At 33.3% G+C, this 796-nt stretch carries 1 protein-coding gene; it reads left to right on the forward strand.

Annotated features, from left to right (window positions below; genetic code table 11):
* Window positions 1–23: 23 nt before the first annotated feature.
* Window positions 24–796: ExeA family protein (locus Ctaglu_RS24790; RefSeq protein ID WP_125006729.1), on the forward strand; the 773-nt coding region annotated here is incomplete at its 3' end.

Genomic DNA, 796 nt, shown 5'->3' on the forward strand with positions numbered 1-796 from the left:
TTATTCAAAGGATGGTGTTAAATATGTTTAAGCAGTTTTATGGTATGACCTTAAACCCTTTTGAAAAAGGTATTAAAGAAAAAGATGCATATATCTCAAGGGATTTAAAAGAAATGATATCAAGACTCGATTATCTTAATGAAACTAGAGGCATAGGATTATTTACGGCTTCGCCTGGTAGTGGAAAAACTTTTGCTCTAAGATGTTTCGCGAAGAAAGTTAATCCAAATTTAACAAAGGTTATTTATCTTTGCTTTACTACAGTAACTACTGCTGAGTTTTATCGTCAGTTTTGTATCTCCCTCGGACTCGAACCTTGCTCTCGCAAGTCAGACATGTTTAAAAATATAAAAGACTATATGGAAAACATGAGCAGTGATAAGGGCGTCCATTACATACTTGTATGGGATGAAGCACAGTATTTGAGTAATGATATATTGAAGGATTTAAAACTACTCATGAATTTCTCTATGGACTCAAAGGACTGTTTTTCACTAGTTTTGATAGGTCAACCTATACTTAATAACATCTTAGAAAAACAGATACATGAAGCATTAAAGCAAAGGATCATAATAAATTATGATTTTGAAGGGCTTTCAGAGACTGAGGCTATAGAATACATTCGTTCTAGACTCTCATTGGCAAGTGCTTCTTCTGAAATAATTGATGATAATGCCATTTTAGCTGCATACAGAAGCTGTACTGGTTCTATAAGACGTCTAAATATGATATTAACAAAGGCTTTAATAATAGGTGCACAGCACGAAAAAACAGTGATTGACACTGACACAATAAT

Source organism: Clostridium tagluense, from assembly GCF_003865095.1.
Classification (GTDB): domain Bacteria; phylum Bacillota; class Clostridia; order Clostridiales; family Clostridiaceae; genus Clostridium_AD; species Clostridium_AD tagluense.